The sequence below is a fragment of the Parapedobacter sp. ISTM3 genome (assembly GCF_016533505.1).
GTDB classification, from domain to species: domain Bacteria; phylum Bacteroidota; class Bacteroidia; order Sphingobacteriales; family Sphingobacteriaceae; genus Parapedobacter; species Parapedobacter luteus.
In genome coordinates, this window is record NZ_JAENGN010000004.1 from 42,024 (window position 1) to 57,597 (window position 15,574).

A 15,574-nucleotide genomic window follows, 5' to 3' on the forward strand; every position below is an offset into this window, starting at 1 on the left:
GTTTGGTTCGCCTTTTTGTCTCATTATTTCTTCATATTGTCTTATCGGCTGTCGACCGGCACTTTTAATCATCAAAATGTCAATTTGTTAACGCAGCCTTTTATCGCATACCGTTTTTGTAACATTTTCAATCAATGTTTACAATTTCACACAAATTTTTACATATTTTTGTGCAGAGCAGTAGATACTATATGTCGACCAAGATAAAAAGGGAAATATACGCAAAATTGTTTTTTGCCATCTTTTTTTCAAAGATGGTCATTTCTACTGCGCCAATTTTCATGCATGGGTTTGATCGACAAGCACTGCTACAAGTGGTTCTACAGCTCGAAATCGAAAATAACAACGGCAAATCCGGTCTTGGCGATCAAGATTTCTTTGCCAAAGATTACACGAAGTCAATTAGCTGCTTCATGCTCCAACCTCCTGCTGAATCTACGATAAAAACGACCTATATTACAGACGATGAGCGGCACATCCGCGCATTTTACCCAGCAGTACCTACCCCGCCTCCTAATTGTTAGCTGATTGAGTCTTCTTATGCCAATACGATCTATTGGCCGTAGTCATTCCATTGCTGATTAATTATTAGCCACCAAGTGAACATGATGCACGTTGAGTTGTTAATAGTACAGTGGCGAATGAATTAAACAACATAATCAGTTAATATTAATAACATGTTTGGTACACGAGTATCTGCGTTTTTGAAGTTATCAAAACGGGATTTGAAATATGATTTACCGGCAAGTGTGGTGGTTTTTCTTGTCGCCTTGCCGTTATGCTTGGGAATTGCGATGGCTTCGGGAGCCCCCTTATTCGCAGGATTATTGACAGGAATTATCGGTGGTATTGTCGTAGCCTCATTCAGTGGCTCGCAATTAAGTGTAAGTGGGCCCGCAGCTGGGCTTACCGTCATCGTGCTGGGCGCTATTGAGCAACTGGGCGCGTATGAAACTTTCTTATTGGCCGTCGTAATTGCCGGTTTGATGCAGTTAGTGCTCGGAATTATCAAAGCAGGGATGATTGGCAATTATTTTCCTTCGTCCGTCATCATTGGTATGTTAGCGGCCATTGGGATTACCATCATCCTCAAACAGCTTCCTCATGCAGTGGGGTATGACTCGGCATTCTTTGGCGAAGAGAGCTTTACGCAGCGCGATAATGAAAATACGTTTTCTGCTTTGCAGAATGCGTTCAACGCGATCAACTATGGGGCGTTCATCATCTGTGCGGTTTCACTTGCCATCCTCATTCTATGGCCAAAATTCAAAAAATTGAAGCTGATACCCGCACCCTTGGTGGTCGTCGTCGTTGGGGTAGCGTTAAGCCAGGCGTTTTTAGGCTCCGATTTAGCGCTCGGAAGCGATCATTTAGTAACCATCCCGGTGGTTCAATCGTTCGGCGAATTTGTGGGCTTATTTACATTTCCTGACTTTACGCAGATTTTTAACAAAGACGTTTGGATAATTGCCTTTACCATTGCCATCATTGCCAGCCTGGAAACCCTGCTGAGCATCGAAGCGGTTGACAAGATAGACCCATTTAAACGAAATTCCCCGACCAACCGCGAACTGTTGGCCCAGGGTATCGGCAATACGACCAGTGGCCTTTTAGGGGGTATCCCGATGACCTCCGTCATTGTCCGCTCATCTGCCAACGTCAATTCGGGTGGCAGGACCCGGCAAAGTGCTATCTTGCACGGTATATGGTTACTGCTGGCGGTCATCACTATCCCCAACATTATCAATTTAATTCCCTTGTCCTGTTTGGCTGCCATCCTGCTTCACACCGGCTATAAGTTGGCAAAAGGTGAAATTTTCAAGCAAATGTGGCATAAAGGGTTCGACCAATTTATTCCCTTTATTGTTACTATTATTGCCGTGGTTTTCACCGATTTGCTTACCGGCGTGGGTGTAGGCTTGTTAGTGGCCATGTTCTACATTCTTAGGAACAACCTCTCCAATGCTTTTGAATATGACATTGAAGAAAATGAGGAGGGAGCCAAAATAACGTTTACCCTAGCAGAAGAAGTAACGTTTCTCAATAAAGCGGCCATACAGAAAGCGCTCTATAGCCTTCCTAGGCGTATCAATGAGATCGTTATTGATGGCTCGCATAGCCGATATATTGATAAAGACGTCATCGAAGTCATTAAGGATTTCGAGCAGCATGCTGTGAGCAAGGGAAAAACCATTGAATTGGTAGGAATCGTAAACAAAAAGAATGTGCCGAATATTAAGCGTTTTACACAAAGTATTTTGAAAAACGATTCATTAAACCGGAAACCCGTAAAACAACCATCTGAAACAATAGCAAAATAGATAGCATATGTACAAAAAACATCTTGAAAATCCGGAATTACAAGCAGGATTCGAAAAAATACTAGAAGGAAACAAACAATGGATGAAACTGGTTGCCGAAGATACCACCGGCAGATTCCAGCAGTTGGCCAAGGGGCAAAGCCCAGAGATCTTATGGATCGGCTGTGCCGATAGCCGCGTACCGGCCAACCAAATCACCAACACGTTGCCAGGCGAAGTGTTTGTACACCGCAACATCGCCAACATGTGTGTGCATTCAGATATGAATATGCTCAGCGTGTTAGACTACGCCGTTAACGTATTAAAGGTAAAACATGTCATCGTAGCCGGCCATTATGGCTGCGGCGGCGTTGCCGCTGCACTTAGCCGCAAGCAATTTGGGATCATCGACAACTGGCTGTGCCACATCAAAGACGTATACCGTTTCCATTCGGAAGAGATCGACGCGATCCAAGACGAGGAAAAGAAGGTAAACAGGCTCGTTGAACTCAACGTAGCTGAACAGGTATCTAATCTTTGTTCGACATCGATCATCCAAAATGCATGGAAGGAACGCGATGATTTGGCTGTTCACGGTGTTGTTATTGATATCGCTACCGGCAAGATTGTCGATCTTGACATCACCTTCACCAACTCGGAAGGGTTAGGGAAAGTTTTGGCATTCGCGTAGAATACCTCTCAGACGAGCCATAAAAGCAAAAAGCCGTTTCAAAATGAAAACGGCTTTTTGCTTTTATGGTGCATATCCATGCGTTCCTTCAACTTAACGAAGGATTAACCTGCGGTTCATATTGCGCAGATAGCTTCGCAATATGGAAGATGTGGAGTTGCTCAAACGCATGCAGAAAGATGACGAGCGAGCTTTTGCCGGCGCGAAAGCCGCTGCCAACTCACGGGCGGATGGATGTATGGGAAGGATGGTAAAGCTACATAACCGTTACGTGTCCCTGGCACTGTTGCTGCTGGGGACACTTCGGTTGCAAGCGCAAGCACGTATTGAACCCCAAGGTTACGGCCTCATCGCCCACCGTGGCGGAGTGGTGGATAATACCACGGCCGAAAATAGTCTTGAAGCATTGAAAAAAGCCATCGAACGGGGTTATGACCGTGTAGAGATCGATGTGCGCATGAGCAAGGATAGTGTCTTCATCGTACACCACGACCGCAATTTTATCCGTTACTATGGCCTCGACAAGCCCGTAGACCAGCTGACATGGTCAGCGATGCAAAAGTTGAAAGGCAACCTCGGCAATCGTGTGCATAGCCTGGAGGAGATCCTCTCGGCGGCACGCGGGCACATCAAGGTGATGGTAGACCTCAAAATACCCGGCAATGATACGCTTCTGCACGCCAAGCTCATACACATGCTCGCACAATATGGGATGTTGGCCGACGGGATGATGATCGGCACTGAAGCTTCGACCGACTTTTACCGGGGCAAAATCGCCTTAAGTTGTACACGGCAGCAGTTGGAGGATAACATGCTACGGCCGGATTACCACCCATCACATTATTACCTGTTTTCTGGTCAGATTACTGCCGATGACGTGAAATGGGCTGCAAGGCATGGCATTCCTGTAGTGGGTGTCATCAATGCATGGGCACAGCGAGGAGACGCCATGACCAAGGGGGCGGATGCCGCCAAAGCGCTTCTGGCGGCGGGTGTTCGAACGTTCCAGATCGACAGTATGTTTGACGTATTTTTTCTGTAGTAATAAACCAGCGGCGTAAAAGAAAAGCCGTTTCGAATAATGAAACGGCCTTTCTTTTATTCTTGCTCCAAAAACGGATACCTGTAATCCGTTGGTGGGTCGAAGGTCTCCTTAATCGTTCGCGGAGATACCCAGCGCAACAGGTTGATCATCGAGCCCGCTTTGTCATTCGTACCCGATCCCCTAGCTCCTCCGAATGGTTGTTGGCCCACCACCGCGCCTGTGCATTTGTCGTTGATGTAGAAATTGCCTGCGGCATGGCGTAGGGAGTGCGTGGCCTGACTGATTGCGTAACGATCCTGTGCGATAACCGCGCCAGTAAGTGCGTAAATGGACGTCTTATCAATTACCTCAAACATTTCTTCCCATTGCTCATCATCGTATACGTACACCGTAAGCACCGGTCCGAAAAGCTCCTCGCACATCGTTACATAGTCCGGGCGCTTAGCTACAATGACCGTCGGGTAAATAAAATAGCCTTTGCTCTTGTCGTATGTGCCGCCAGCGATAATTTCGGCATCGGGATCAGCCTTCGCCCCATCGATGTAGTTCGCTAATTTATCAAATGATTTTTCGTCTATCACGGCATTGACGAAATTACTGAAATCCTCTACCGGGCCTACCTTGAAGGAGGCAATATCCTGCAGCATGCGATCTTTAATCTCCGGCCACAATGAGCGGGGAATATATACCCTGGATGCCGCGGAGCATTTTTGCCCCTGGTACTCAAACGCTCCGCGCACAATAGCCGTGCTGGCAGCTTTCACATCGGCCGAAGCGTGTACCAAGATAAAATCTTTGCCTCCCGTCTCACCCACAATACGTGGGTAAGAACGGTAACGATGAATGTTTTCCCCGATTGTCTTCCAGATGTTCTGGAATACCGCCGTCGAGCCAGTGAAATGAATGCCCGCAAAATCCGGGTGTTTAAAAATAACGTCCCCAGCTTCGGGCCCGTCCACGTAAACCAAATTGATAACACCATCCGGAACCCCGGCTTCGCGGAAGACTTCCATCAATACATGAGCCGAATAAACCTGTGTATTGGCCGGCTTCCACACGACGACATTGCCCATCATCGCCGCTGATGTCGGGAGGTTCCCGGCAATCGCCGTAAAATTAAATGGCGTCAAAGCAAACACAAATCCTTCCAGCGGACGTTGCTCCACACGATTCCAGCTGCCCCTCGGTGAAACCGGCGGTTGTTGACTGTAAATTTCGGCCATATATTTTACATTGAAACGAAGGAAGTCCACAATCTCGCACGCCGAATCAATCTCTGCCTGATAGGCATTTTTCGATTGCCCCAGCATGGTCGCTGCATTAAGCCGATAGCGATATGGCCCCGCTATCAGGTCCGCCGCCTTCAAAAATATTGCCGCGCGTTGCTCCCACGGCAAGTCCTCCCATGCTGACTTCGCCGCAAGGGCCGCATCTATGGCAGCCTGGACGTGGCTTTTATCCCCGTAATGGTAGTATCCCAGCACATGGCCGTGATTGTGGGGCGGGCGTACTGCGAAACGGTTCCCCGTACGTATTTCTTTCCCTCCGATGTACATCGGGATATCAGCTTCCGTAGAGAGTGCGGATTGCAGAGCTTGCTGAAGTAATTTCCGCTCCGCGCTCCCGGCGGCGTATGATAAAACCGGCTCGTTCACCGGAACAGGTACATTGAAAAATCCTTTTGACATAGTGTTGTTTCTTTCTTGAGTGTACAAAACTACCAAAACCCACACGGCTCTGCAATTTATTTCGCCTGAAAAACAACGGTTAAGTGTCGCAATTTATGCTACTATTCCATATTTTAACCGATTTTGACCGAATATTAACCAACCATAAGTCGCCGCCCCAGTCATCGTCAGTTCGCGAGGCCGTAAAACGAACGCAGCGAACAACATCGAAAAAAACAGTGATGAAGGCCTCATCAACACGTATGACATCCATAAGCTAAACGGTTGTCCTCAAAATTATTTAACTTGCAGTTGTTGTATTGCCAAGATATTTTTGCACAAATTGGTACGGATAAGTGATTAGTTTAAAAACGCACTAAAAAATCAAATCGCATATATGAAGACCATCCTCATCACAGGGGCGAGCCGTGGCATCGGAGCCGCCACAGCACTATTGGCGGCAAGCGAAGGATATGCAGTGGCAGTAAACTATCGCAGTGACAAAGCTGCTGCCGACACCATTGTCTCCCGAATTATCGAGGAAGGCGGCACTGCCGTCGCGATACAAGCTGATATTTCGCGGGAAAATGACGTGATAAAATTGTTCGCTGAGACAGATAAGCGACTTGGGTCGCTATATGGCTTGGTGAACAACGCGGGAATTCTTGAAACGCAAATGCGCTTGGAAACCATGGACAGCGATCGCCTTCATCGCATGTTTGCAGCAAACGTTATTGGGCAATTTCTCTGCGCCCGGGAAGCGGTCAAGCGCCTGTCGGCCAACAATGGCGGCAACGGCGGTGCAATCGTGAATGTGTCTTCCCTTGCGGCAAGAACGGGCGCGCCAAATGAATACATAGACTATGCCGCATCAAAGGGTGCGTTGGACACCTTCACTATCGGGCTTTCCAAGGAGGTGGCCGCTGAAGGCATCCGCGTTAATGCCGTACGCCCCGCGTTCATTTATACAGCGATACATGCCGACGGCGGCGAACCGAATCGTGTAGATCGCCTAAAAGAAAGTATACCCATGCGCCGGGGCGGACTTGCCGAGGAAGTGGCGGAAGCTATCATGTGGCTGATTTCCGAAAAATCATCGTATTCAACAGGAACATTTATCGATATAAGCGGGGGAAAATAATGAAAGCGCTTTTTAATGAATTATTTGCTTATAATTTTCATTGCAATCAGCAATTGGCAGCGGTGCTGATGGATCATGCGGCCGCAGTTGACGCAAAATCCATGGATCTATTCAGCCATATGCTGAACGCCCATCACATATGGAATCATCGGATATTAAACCAGCCAACCCGGCATAGCGTATGGGAAAAGCACCCCAGCAATATATTGGCTGTGTTAGATAGGCGTAATTATGACCAGACGTTGACTATCTTGGAAACCTCAATCGTAGGTGATGAAGTGAATTATAAGACCAGCAAAGGGATTCCGTTTACCAATACGGTTGGGGATGTCCTGTTTCATATTATCAACCATTCCACTTATCACCGTGGACAAATTGCCTTGTTATTCAGGCAAAACGGCATGGAGCCGCTACAGACGGATTATATTTTTCGTAAAAGGTAAGCGGCATAGCGTTTACCGCTTAAGCCGCTCCTTGAATACCGCCTTAAACTTTTCCAGTTTCGGCACGATGACATATTGGCAATAAGCCTGCTTGGGGTTCAGGTTAAAATAATTCTGGTGATAATCCTCAGCCACGTAGAAGACCGTATACGGCTCCAAAGTGGTTACGATTGGCTGATTATACACCCGCTCTTCATTCAACCGCTGGATGTAATATTCAGCTTTTTTGCGTTCTTCCTCATCGTGATAGAAAATGGATGAACGATATTGCGGACCGATATCATTACCTTGCCGATTAAGCTGGGTAGGATCATGGGCAATAAAAAACGCTTCAAGCAATTCATCATAGCTGATCACATCCGGCCGATATACCACATTCACCGCTTCTGCATGACCTGTGCGTCCGGTTGTCACCTGTTTATAGCTGGGATTCGCCACCGTTCCTCCAGTGTATCCGGAAATAACCGTATCGACACCCGCCAACTGCTGGAATTGGGCCTCCGTGCACCAGAAACATCCACCGGCGAATGTGGCCGTATCCGTCCCCACGGAACCGTCCCCATCATGCCGCTGTACCTGCGCCTGCGACGTATTGGTATTTGCCGTCTGCAAACAGGCTGTACACAACATTGCGGCACTAATAACGAGTAATATCCTCATAATCTGATTCCATTTCACACAAAAATACAAAGGGTCCACTGCTTTTCCTTGAATAATCCCGAAAATACACCAAAATAGGTATTCCAAAGCAGGTGCTCCTCGCCGCGAAAAAACTACTCCAGCTTTAATACAATTTTGCCGAATTGCGATGACTCGGTCATTTTTCTTATCGCCTCCTCAGCTTCTTGTATGGGATGGACGCTATCGATAACCGGCTTGATTTGATGGTGCTCAACAAATTCCAGCATGTTGCGGAAATCTGTCGGTGAGCCCATCGTCGTACCCAGTAAGGATAGCTGTTTCCAAAAAATCTGGCGTCCGTTGAGCTCGGGGATATTCCCCGCCGTACCCCCGAAAAAAACAATCCTGCCGCCTGGATTCGCCAAATCGAGATAATGAGCAAAGCCATCGCCCAGCGCGCTGTCTACAATGACATCAAAGCCGCCCACTTTTTCTTTCAACGTTTCACTCCAGCCGTCATCTGTATACCGTACGCCTCCTTTAGCTCCCAAGGCCATCGCCCGCTCTATCTTTGAAACCTTGCTGGACGTAACATATGCGTCTGCTCCCGCATGCACCGCCAATTGCAGTGCAAATGTCGCGACGCCACCGCCCACCCCAACGACCAGCACCTTGTCGCCGGCCTTCAGCTCTGCTCGGCTAAACAGTGCACGGTAGGCCGTCAGGCCGCCAAGGGGTAATGCCGCGGCTTCCTCAAACGTGAGATGACGCGGTTTTTCGTGTAAATTTTCGACCGGTACACGTACGTATTGTGCAAATGTGCCGTCCTGGGGCAATCCCAGTATATGAAATGCCTTTTGTTGGACAGCTTCGCGATCGCCCCATGCGATGGATGGGTTGATAATTACTTCCTTGCCGATCCACGCCTGGCCAGCGTCCCCGGCGACGGCCTCTACAATGCCCGCCCCATCCGAGCCCAATATGATGGGAAATTTCAGGCCTGCATACTGGCCTTGCTGTATCCACCAGTCGCGCCTATTGAAAGCCGCGGCTTTCGTACGCACCAACGCCTCTCCCTTCTCCAACTTAGGGATGGGAACTTCCATCCATACGAGGGTTTTTTTGATGCCGTCAAGTACAATAGCCTTCATCGTCTGTGCCATAACAGTACATTAATAGACAGAAAAAGCGACCCATGCATATCGCATCAGGCCGCTTCGAATTCCAGTAATATTTCGTAATCAATTTTTATTTCGCGTCCGCATAGCGCTTAGCCACGGCGTCCCAATCGATAACATTGAAAACAGCGTCCAAATATGCGGGACGTTTATTTTGATATTTCAGGTAGTATGCATGCTCCCACACATCAATCCCCAGGATGGGTGTGCCCTTAACCTCGGCAATGTCGAACAATGGGTTATCCTGATTGGGCGTTGAGGTCACCTGAAGTTTACCCGTTCCGTCTACCACCAACCAGGACCATCCCGATCCAAAACGGGTTGCCCCGGCTTCCTGTAATTTCTTTTTCAGTTCGTCAAAGGAGCCAAACGCTTCATCAATGGCAGCGGCCAAATCACCTGAAGGAGCTCCACCGCCATTTGACGAAAGGATGGTCCAAAACAAGGAGTGATTGTAATGCCCACCGCCGTTATTGCGCACCGCAGCGGGATATTTTGAAATGTTTTTGCAAATCTCTTCAATGGTTAGGTTTTCTGCATCTGTGCCCGCGATGGCTTTATTCAGGTTATCTACATAAGCTTGATGGTGTTTTCCATGGTGGATTTCCATGGTTTCCTTATCAATATGAGGTTCCAATGCATCAGTGGCGTAAGGTAACGCCGGTAATTCAAAAGCCATAATATATTGTTTTAAATTAAAAATTAGTTAATGTGTTGGACAAATATAACGATTATCAAACCAATTTTGTTTACCGAAATATTAACGCTTGATTACTTGTTCCGTTTATTACGGAAAAATGACGTTACCAATGCCGCGCATTCATTTTCCAGGACACCGCTTATAACAGTCGTTTTCGGATGCAGCAGGTCCCGGCCAAACCCTGAAAAGCCTCGTTTTTTATCAATCGCACCGAACACGATGCGTGTAATCTGCGTCCAATAGGCGGCTCCGGCACACATCACACAAGGTTCAATGGTCACGTAGAGCGTACAATCCAGCAGGTATTTTCCACCAAGGTAATTGGCTGCAGCGGTGAAGGCTTGCATTTCAGCATGCGCTGTTACGTCATTCAACCGTTCGGTCAGGTTATGCCCCCGTCCGATGATTTTGCCATTGCATACAATCACTGCACCGATAGGCACTTCGTCTTGCTCTAACGCCTTCTGTGCCTCCTTCAACGCTTCCCTCATATAGATTTCATCGGAGACAGCATCACCGGCATCTTCAAAGTTGATGTATTTCATGGCTAAATTAACTTCGCCCCATTAGGCACCGGACGTTCAACAGCGCTAAGCACAATATCACCGTTTTCATCAGCAAAACCGGTGATTAAACATTCCGACATAAAGTCTGCAATCTGTTTTTTCGGAAAATTGACTACTCCGATTACTTGCTTACCTATCAGCTGATCTTTGCGGTAGTGCTTGGTAATCTGGGCGCTGCTCCGGCGAATGCCGATATCCTCGCCGAAATCTATCAGCAGTTTGTACGCCGGTTTTCTAGCTTTCGGAAAGTCTTCGGCACCGACGATCGTTCCTACGCGCAGCTCCACTTTTTCGAAGTCAGACCAAGCAATTTCCTCCATATCTTGATAGCCTTATTTATAACCGGTTGCTTTCCAAGTCCGCCAGCCCCTTCTGGAGGGTGAACAAAACGTAATCTCTCGTGCGCCGCACACGGCGGGCCAGTCGATCGACTAATTCATCTTCCTTACCCTCTTCGAAAGCAAGGTCTTCATCCGAAAGGTGGTTGTACTTACGAAGAAACTTCTTTTTCAGCACATCCCATTCTGCTTGCGTGATTTTGATAGCTGCCATACTCCTTAGTTGTTTTCGACAAAAGTAGGGATTCCGTCCGTCCTGACCAAGTTTGTGAGGTACGAATCATTTTCGGCTTGAATTTTGCTTAGCAAATCATGGACCGTATTTTAATGCTACGTACAAAAATTTAACTGATGAAACCCGCATGAATTGCCTTCGTAAACAAACAAGAGCGATTCATGCAAGCTATTGCTACTAAAAACACTATTCAAATGAAAAAGTATTTTATTATTGCATTATTGTCTACCTTTACTGCTATTGGCGCTAACGCGCAATTACTGCCCACCTTCCAATTAGGTTTAAAAGGGGCTTTAAACTTTTCCACCTTGAGAACGGATGATGGTAATTGGCTCGACGGAAGCACCCGCACAGGGTACCAGGCTGGTATCTGGGCGCGGATAGGTGGTGCTGGGGTACATTTCCAACCTGAGCTCTATTTTACCGGAAAAAGCTCAAAAGCTGAATTTGACAATCCTGAAGGAGGCAATGTAACGGCAAACGTAACGTTTACCAGCCTTGATTTGCCTTTACTTTTAGGTACTCGGATAGGGTTAGGGCCATTAGGTGTACGGGTACAAGCTGGCCCTGTGGTTTCATTTGTCGTTGACGAAGGTATTGGCCAAGCGCTGCAAGACGTCGCCGATTTTAACAGTTATAAAAGCCAGGCTTGGGCAGTAACGGGTGGCATCGGAGTAGACATTAGCAAATTCCGGGCTGACCTGCGTTATGAACACGGCTTGAGCAACTTGAGCGAGAACAGCAATCGGTCACAAAAGATCAATCTTTGGTCGCTGGGTGTTGGCTATCGATTGTTCTAACAAACCATAACGAAGGTCCTCCATTAACGCCATGCTGCCGATCAGCATGGCGTTTTTTATTTACGCAACCAAAATTAGAACAGTTCTAAATTGCCGATTTTCCTTGTTTGTTTTCACCGGTATTAAATCAATTGGTAGATTTGCTTACCAAAAATAAAATAATCGAGGAGAATGAGCAAGTCCACACATCTGTTTTCTTCATCATTGGGGAAGAAGCTGATAATGAGTTTAACGGGTCTATTTTTATGTACGTTTTTAATTGTCCATCTGATTGGCAATTTGCAGTTATTTTACGATGACCAGGGCAAGGCATTCAATGATTACGCCCATTTTATGACGCACTTTACCCCGATTAGAATCGTCTCTTATTTGTTGTACGCTTCCATCGTTATACATGCCGTTTACGCCTTGGTGCTCACCATAAACAACCGAAAGGCTCGGCCTGTTCGGTACGCGGCATACGAAGGCTCGGCAAACAGTGCTTGGAGTTCACGGAACATGGGCCTTTTAGGTACGGTATTGTTGGTATTCATTGTGACGCACATGAGCAACTTCTGGTGGAAATACCATAACGACGGCGTACCGTACATTGAATACCGCACCGATTTAACGACCCAGGAGACGACCGCAACGGAATTAGTAGGTGAGGAATATACGGACTATGTGAAATACGTAGATAATGATATTGAGATACTTAAGGCGAAAGACCTTTATAAACAAGTGCAGTTTACCTTTCAAAACTGGGTTTTGGTAGCATTTTATGTGATTGCTATGGCTGCCTTGTCATTTCACCTTATCCATGGATTTAAGAGCGCATTCCAAACCCTGGGCTTTGACCATCAAAAGTATGCGCCTATCATCCGGTTTATTGGCATATGGCTGTTTGGCGTGGCTATTCCCATCGGATTTGCCGCCATGCCCATTTATTTCTATTTTTTCAACTAAGCTATTTACGATGTAGTCGCCATGGTTGCGGCACATCCTGATATAAGAGAGATTTATCATATGTTAGATTCAAAAGTACCAGCAGGGCCGTTGGCCGAAAAGTGGTCGAAACATAAGTTCAACCTCAAATTGGTCAACCCCGCTAATAAGCGGAAATACACCATCATCGTGGTCGGCACGGGATTAGCCGGATCGTCCGCCGCTGCATCGCTTGCGGAGTTGGGCTATAACGTCAAGGCGTTTTGTTATCAAGACAGTCCGAGACGGGCGCATTCCATTGCCGCCCAAGGGGGCATCAACGCTGCGAAGAATTACCAAAACGACGGAGATAGTGTATACCGCCTATTCTATGACACCATCAAAGGAGGCGATTATCGTGCCCGCGAGGCAAATGTATACCGTTTGGCCGAAGTGTCGGTAAACATTATCGATCAATGTGTTGCGCAAGGAGTTCCCTTTGCGCGTGAGTATGGGGGATTGCTTGACAACCGCTCATTTGGTGGCGCACAGGTTTCACGTACATTCTATGCACGCGGGCAAACGGGACAGCAATTGCTTCTGGGCGCGTATTCAGCATTGAATCGCCAAATCAACAAGGGAAAGGTAACGATGTACAACCGGCACGAAATGCTGGATCTGGTGACCATCGACGGCCATGCACGTGGCATCATTACCCGTAATATGGTTACCGGTGCCATCGAATCGCACGAAGGCCACGCAGTGCTACTCTGCACGGGCGGTTATGGCAACGTCTTTTTCCTCTCCACCAACGCTATGGGGTGCAACGTGACAGCCGCCTGGCGTGCACATAAACGGGGCGCTTTCTTCGGCAACCCTTGCTACACGCAGATCCACCCTACCTGCATCCCTGTAACGGGCGACCATCAGTCAAAGTTGACACTGATGTCGGAATCACTTCGCAACGATGGGCGTGTATGGGTACCCAAGACCGTCGAGCTCGCTCAAAAGTTGCGCAAAGGGGAAATAAAAATCTCCGATATTAAGGAAGCAGACCGTGACTATTACCTGGAACGCAAATACCCTTCATTTGGTAACCTCGTGCCTCGCGACGTAGCATCAAGAAATGCTAAAGAAGTCGTAGACGAAGGCCGCGGTGTGGGCGCTTCAGGTATCGCTGTTTTCCTTGATTTCGAAGACGCCATCAAACGGTTGGGTGAGGATACCGTACGCGCGAAATATGGTAACCTCTTTGATATGTATTATCAGATCACCGACGAGAACCCCTACAAACAACCGATGCGCATCTATCCTGCGGTGCATTATACTATGGGTGGTTTATGGGTAGATTATAACCTGATGACCACTGTGCCTGGATTGTACGCGTTGGGCGAATGTAACTTTTCCGATCACGGAGCGAACCGCCTCGGAGCGTCCGCATTGATGCAGGGACTCGCCGATGGGTATTTTGTCATCCCCTATACCGTGGGAGATTACTTGGCCGGCTTAGGCTTTGACCCCGTAGACAAAAACCACCCTAACTTTGAAAAGACACGCAAAGAGGTGGAAGATAACGTGCGCAAATTGCTCTCGCTTAAAGGGAGTAAAACCGTGGACGATATTCATAAAAAACTGGGGCACATCATGTGGGAATACTGTGGCATGGCGCGCAACGAGGTTGGATTGACAAAGGCCAAAGGGCTTATTCAAGAATTGCGAAAAGAATTTTGGAGCGACGTGACCGTTCTTGGAGAAAACGAGGAAATGAACCAATCGCTCGAAAAAGCTGGCCGTGTAGCTGACTTCCTTGAATTGGGCGAGTTGATGGTCGACGATGCACTTAACCGACGGGAATCTTGCGGTGGGCATTTCCGCGAAGAAAGCCAAACAGAGGAAGGCGAGGCAAAGCGTGATGATGAGAATTTCCGTTATGTGGCCGCATGGGAATACAAAGGCGAAAATCAGCCCGAGGTGCTCCATAAAGAACCCTTGGAATTCGAAAACGTGAAATTGACACAACGAAGCTATAAGTAAAATAAGCAATAAGCTCTAAGCCTGAAGCTATAGCCGTAAGCATAAAGCCTCAGGCTTACAGCATAAAGCACTGTAATATGAGTGGAAACATGAATCTGACGCTGAAAGTATGGCGTCAAAAGAATGACAAAACCAGGGGTAAATTTATTACCTATCAAGCCAACAATATATCGCCGGATATGTCTTTTCTGGAGATGCTGGATGTTGTCAACGAAGAATTGGTGCGTAAGGGGGAAGATCCAATCCACTTCGATCACGATTGCCGCGAAGGTATCTGCGGCATGTGCTCGCTACATATCAACGGAAGGCCCCATGGCCCCAAGCAAGGCACGACAACGTGCCAATTGCATATGCGCAGTTTCCACGATGGACAAACCATCGTCATTGAACCATGGCGAGCGGCGGCCTTCCCGGTGATTAAAGACCTGGCTGTAGATCGCTCCGCATTTGATCGGATCCAACAAGCGGGCGGATATATCAATGTAAATACCGGTGGGGTACCGGATGCCAACAGTATTCCGATTCCCAAAGTGATAGCAGATGAAGCGTTTGAATCAGCAACTTGCATCAGCTGCGGTGCTTGCGTTGCGGCGTGCAAAAATGCGTCAGCCATGTTGTTCGTTTCAGCTAAGATCTCGCAATATGCCTTGTTGCCTCAAGGGCAGACGGAGCGGTACAGCCGTGCGCAGGCCATGGTTGCCCAAATGGATGCGGAAGGGTTTGGTAGCTGCACCAACACCGGCGCGTGCGAAGCAGAGTGTCCGGTGGGCATCAAGCTGACCAATATCGCACGGATGAACCGCGAATATTTAACCGCCAAGCTCTTCAAAGAAGAGGAGCCTCACTAAAATTATTACGATTAACCCAATACCCTTGTGCTCCCGCAACCTTATTGCGGGAGTTTTTTTATGT

The 15,574-nt window shown here is 47.7% G+C and carries 17 protein-coding genes; 10 read left to right on the forward strand and 7 right to left on the reverse strand.

Features of this window, described 5'->3' with window-relative positions:
- Window positions 1–134: 134 nt before the first annotated feature.
- The 4 genes from JHJ32_RS07090 (at window position 135) to JHJ32_RS07105 (ending at window position 4,033) form a co-directional block, all read left to right on the forward strand.
- Complete coding sequence (locus JHJ32_RS07090) at window positions 135–524, forward strand: hypothetical protein (protein ID WP_200120462.1); 390 nt, start codon at window positions 135–137, stop codon at window positions 522–524.
- 153 nt (window positions 525–677) lie between these two features.
- Entirely contained in the window at window positions 678–2,321 is a 1,644-nt protein-coding gene (locus JHJ32_RS07095) for a SulP family inorganic anion transporter (RefSeq protein ID WP_200120463.1), read from the forward strand.
- Between the two features lie 7 nt (window positions 2,322–2,328).
- Window positions 2,329–2,991, forward strand: coding sequence for a carbonic anhydrase (locus tag JHJ32_RS07100; RefSeq protein WP_200120464.1), 663 nt, complete (start codon window positions 2,329–2,331; stop codon window positions 2,989–2,991).
- A gap of 142 nt (window positions 2,992–3,133) precedes the next feature.
- Window positions 3,134–4,033 carry a glycerophosphodiester phosphodiesterase family protein gene (locus JHJ32_RS07105; RefSeq protein WP_200120465.1) on the forward strand — a complete coding sequence of 300 codons (900 nt, stop codon included), beginning with the start codon at window positions 3,134–3,136 and terminating at the stop codon, window positions 4,031–4,033.
- A 56-nt stretch (window positions 4,034–4,089) separates the two neighbouring features.
- Here the strand turns inward: JHJ32_RS07105 and pruA are convergent, their stop codons facing one another.
- A complete protein-coding gene (pruA, locus tag JHJ32_RS07110) occupies window positions 4,090–5,724 on the reverse strand; it encodes an L-glutamate gamma-semialdehyde dehydrogenase (RefSeq protein ID WP_079716377.1) in 1,635 nt (544 codons plus the stop codon).
- Between the two features lie 376 nt (window positions 5,725–6,100).
- On the opposite strand from pruA, the gene JHJ32_RS07115 reads away from it, so the two are divergent.
- Both JHJ32_RS07115 and JHJ32_RS07120 read left to right on the forward strand, forming a co-directional pair.
- Window positions 6,101–6,844, forward strand: coding sequence for an SDR family oxidoreductase (locus tag JHJ32_RS07115; RefSeq protein ID WP_200120466.1), 744 nt, complete (start codon window positions 6,101–6,103; stop codon window positions 6,842–6,844).
- The gene (locus JHJ32_RS07120; RefSeq protein WP_200120467.1) at window positions 6,844–7,287 is read left to right on the forward strand and encodes a DinB family protein; all 444 of its coding nucleotides are present in this window, start codon (window positions 6,844–6,846) and stop codon (window positions 7,285–7,287) included. Before JHJ32_RS07115 ends, JHJ32_RS07120 begins: the two co-directional genes overlap by 1 nt.
- Window positions 7,288–7,299: 12 nt before the next feature.
- Here the strand turns inward: JHJ32_RS07120 and msrA are convergent, their stop codons facing one another.
- From msrA to JHJ32_RS07150, 6 genes are all read right to left on the reverse strand, one after another.
- Window positions 7,300–7,947 (reverse strand): peptide-methionine (S)-S-oxide reductase MsrA, encoded by a 648-nt coding sequence (msrA, locus tag JHJ32_RS07125; protein WP_200120468.1) that lies wholly within the window; start codon window positions 7,945–7,947, stop codon window positions 7,300–7,302.
- Between the two features lie 113 nt (window positions 7,948–8,060).
- Window positions 8,061–9,071 carry a zinc-binding dehydrogenase gene (locus JHJ32_RS07130; protein ID WP_233632535.1) on the reverse strand — a complete coding sequence of 337 codons (1,011 nt, stop codon included), beginning with the start codon at window positions 9,069–9,071 and terminating at the stop codon, window positions 8,061–8,063.
- A gap of 85 nt (window positions 9,072–9,156) precedes the next feature.
- Window positions 9,157–9,765, reverse strand: coding sequence for a superoxide dismutase (locus JHJ32_RS07135; RefSeq protein ID WP_079716381.1), 609 nt, complete (start codon window positions 9,763–9,765; stop codon window positions 9,157–9,159).
- 92 nt (window positions 9,766–9,857) lie between these two features.
- Window positions 9,858–10,331 (reverse strand): nucleoside deaminase, encoded by a 474-nt coding sequence (locus JHJ32_RS07140; protein WP_200120469.1) that lies wholly within the window; start codon window positions 10,329–10,331, stop codon window positions 9,858–9,860.
- 2 nt (window positions 10,332–10,333) lie between these two features.
- Window positions 10,334–10,672: a tRNA-binding protein gene (locus JHJ32_RS07145; protein ID WP_200120470.1), complete on the reverse strand. Its 339-nt coding sequence runs from the start codon at window positions 10,670–10,672 to the stop codon at window positions 10,334–10,336.
- 16 nt (window positions 10,673–10,688) lie between these two features.
- A complete protein-coding gene (locus JHJ32_RS07150) occupies window positions 10,689–10,904 on the reverse strand; it encodes a hypothetical protein (protein ID WP_079716384.1) in 216 nt (71 codons plus the stop codon).
- Between the two features lie 182 nt (window positions 10,905–11,086).
- Between JHJ32_RS07150 and JHJ32_RS07155 the strand changes: the two genes are divergently transcribed.
- From JHJ32_RS07155 to JHJ32_RS07170, 4 genes are all read left to right on the forward strand, one after another.
- Entirely contained in the window at window positions 11,087–11,725 is a 639-nt protein-coding gene (locus JHJ32_RS07155) for a porin family protein (RefSeq protein WP_233632536.1), read from the forward strand.
- 171 nt (window positions 11,726–11,896) lie between these two features.
- Window positions 11,897–12,670, forward strand: a complete 774-nt coding sequence (locus tag JHJ32_RS07160; protein WP_079716386.1) for a succinate dehydrogenase cytochrome b subunit — start codon at window positions 11,897–11,899, stop codon at window positions 12,668–12,670.
- 60 nt (window positions 12,671–12,730) lie between these two features.
- Window positions 12,731–14,662, forward strand: coding sequence for a fumarate reductase/succinate dehydrogenase flavoprotein subunit (locus JHJ32_RS07165; protein ID WP_200120471.1), 1,932 nt, complete (start codon window positions 12,731–12,733; stop codon window positions 14,660–14,662).
- A 77-nt stretch (window positions 14,663–14,739) separates the two neighbouring features.
- Window positions 14,740–15,510 carry a succinate dehydrogenase/fumarate reductase iron-sulfur subunit gene (locus tag JHJ32_RS07170; protein WP_200120472.1) on the forward strand — a complete coding sequence of 257 codons (771 nt, stop codon included), beginning with the start codon at window positions 14,740–14,742 and terminating at the stop codon, window positions 15,508–15,510.
- The last annotated feature ends 64 nt before the right edge of the window (window positions 15,511–15,574 follow it).

Coding starts and splice junctions, on each gene's coding strand:
- JHJ32_RS07090 (WP_200120462.1), top strand. CDS start 135: ATGTTTACAATTTCACACAAATTTTTACATATTTTTGTGCAGAGCAGT.
- JHJ32_RS07095 (WP_200120463.1), top strand. CDS start 678: ATGTTTGGTACACGAGTATCTGCGTTTTTGAAGTTATCAAAACGGGAT.
- JHJ32_RS07100 (WP_200120464.1), top strand. CDS start 2,329: ATGTACAAAAAACATCTTGAAAATCCGGAATTACAAGCAGGATTCGAA.
- JHJ32_RS07105 (WP_200120465.1), top strand. CDS start 3,134: ATGGAAGATGTGGAGTTGCTCAAACGCATGCAGAAAGATGACGAGCGA.
- pruA (WP_079716377.1), bottom strand. CDS start 5,724: ATGTCAAAAGGATTTTTCAATGTACCTGTTCCGGTGAACGAGCCGGTT.
- JHJ32_RS07115 (WP_200120466.1), top strand. CDS start 6,101: ATGAAGACCATCCTCATCACAGGGGCGAGCCGTGGCATCGGAGCCGCC.
- JHJ32_RS07120 (WP_200120467.1), top strand. CDS start 6,844: ATGAAAGCGCTTTTTAATGAATTATTTGCTTATAATTTTCATTGCAAT.
- msrA (WP_200120468.1), bottom strand. CDS start 7,947: ATGAGGATATTACTCGTTATTAGTGCCGCAATGTTGTGTACAGCCTGT.
- JHJ32_RS07130 (WP_233632535.1), bottom strand. CDS start 9,071: ATGGCACAGACGATGAAGGCTATTGTACTTGACGGCATCAAAAAAACC.
- JHJ32_RS07135 (WP_079716381.1), bottom strand. CDS start 9,765: ATGGCTTTTGAATTACCGGCGTTACCTTACGCCACTGATGCATTGGAA.
- JHJ32_RS07140 (WP_200120469.1), bottom strand. CDS start 10,331: ATGAAATACATCAACTTTGAAGATGCCGGTGATGCTGTCTCCGATGAA.
- JHJ32_RS07145 (WP_200120470.1), bottom strand. CDS start 10,672: ATGGAGGAAATTGCTTGGTCTGACTTCGAAAAAGTGGAGCTGCGCGTA.
- JHJ32_RS07150 (WP_079716384.1), bottom strand. CDS start 10,904: ATGGCAGCTATCAAAATCACGCAAGCAGAATGGGATGTGCTGAAAAAG.
- JHJ32_RS07155 (WP_233632536.1), top strand. CDS start 11,087: ATGCAAGCTATTGCTACTAAAAACACTATTCAAATGAAAAAGTATTTT.
- JHJ32_RS07160 (WP_079716386.1), top strand. CDS start 11,897: ATGAGCAAGTCCACACATCTGTTTTCTTCATCATTGGGGAAGAAGCTG.
- JHJ32_RS07165 (WP_200120471.1), top strand. CDS start 12,731: ATGTTAGATTCAAAAGTACCAGCAGGGCCGTTGGCCGAAAAGTGGTCG.
- JHJ32_RS07170 (WP_200120472.1), top strand. CDS start 14,740: ATGAGTGGAAACATGAATCTGACGCTGAAAGTATGGCGTCAAAAGAAT.